General features: G+C 73.7%; 1 pseudogene. It reads left to right on the forward strand.

Annotation, left to right across the window (positions count from 1 at the left end):
• Window positions 1-935 (forward strand): annotated as a pseudogene (locus tag FUT87_RS27380) (carbohydrate-binding protein); the annotation flags it as partial.

A 935-nucleotide genomic window follows, 5' to 3' on the forward strand; every position in this document is an offset into this window, starting at 1 on the left:
GGCTTCATCGAGGCGGTGGACTACACACCGCAGCGCCAGACCGCCGGTGCCGGCTTCACGCTGGTGCGGACCTACATGGCGCATCACCAGGCGATGGGCTTCGTCGCGCTGACCGCCCTGCTGGCCGACGACGCGCCGCGGCGCTGGCTGATGAGCGACCCGCACGTCAAGGCGGTGGCGACGCTGCTGCATGAGCGCGCGCCGCGCGAGGTCGCGCCGCTGCAGGCGCCGCCGGCCGACCTGCTGCCGCGCAAGCGCGCGGTCCGCAAGGCGCGCATGGTGCGCGAGAGCGAGCCGCTGGCCGAGACCCTGCCGCTGACGCACATGCTGACCAACGGCCGCTACTCGGTGGTGCTGCGCAGCCACGGCGGTGGCTACAGCAACTGGGACGGCGTGGCCATCACCCGCTGGCGCGACGACCTGCTGCGCGATCAGCACGGCAGCTTCACCATGCTGCGCCGCGCCGGCGAGGCCGACTGGTTCAGCAACACCGCGCGCCCGGCGCCCGATCCCCGCGCGCGCTACGCGGCGCGCATGCAGGCCGAGCGCGCGCTGTTCGAGGCGACCTGGCCGGACCTGCACAGCTGCACCACGGTGTGGGTCAGCCCGGAGGACGATTGCGAATTGCGTCAGGTCGAGCTGACCAACCGCGGCGATCAGCCGCTGGCGCTGGACCTGGTGTCCTGCTTCGAGGCCACGCTGGCGCCGCAGCGCGGCGACGAGGCGCACCCGGCCTTCTCCAACCTCTTCATCCAGGCCCGCTGGGACGAGGCGCAGCATGCGCTGCATTTGCGTCGACGTCCGCGGCTCTTCGACGAAGCCGCGATGCGCGCGGTCTTCTTCCTGGCTGGCGTGGATGCCGGCGCGGGCTGCGCCAAGCCGGCCCGTCCCGCCGGCGGCGCCCCGGGCGCCGAGGACTGCCGGCCGGAGGGCCA

The sequence above is a fragment of the Mitsuaria sp. TWR114 genome, from assembly GCF_007997345.1.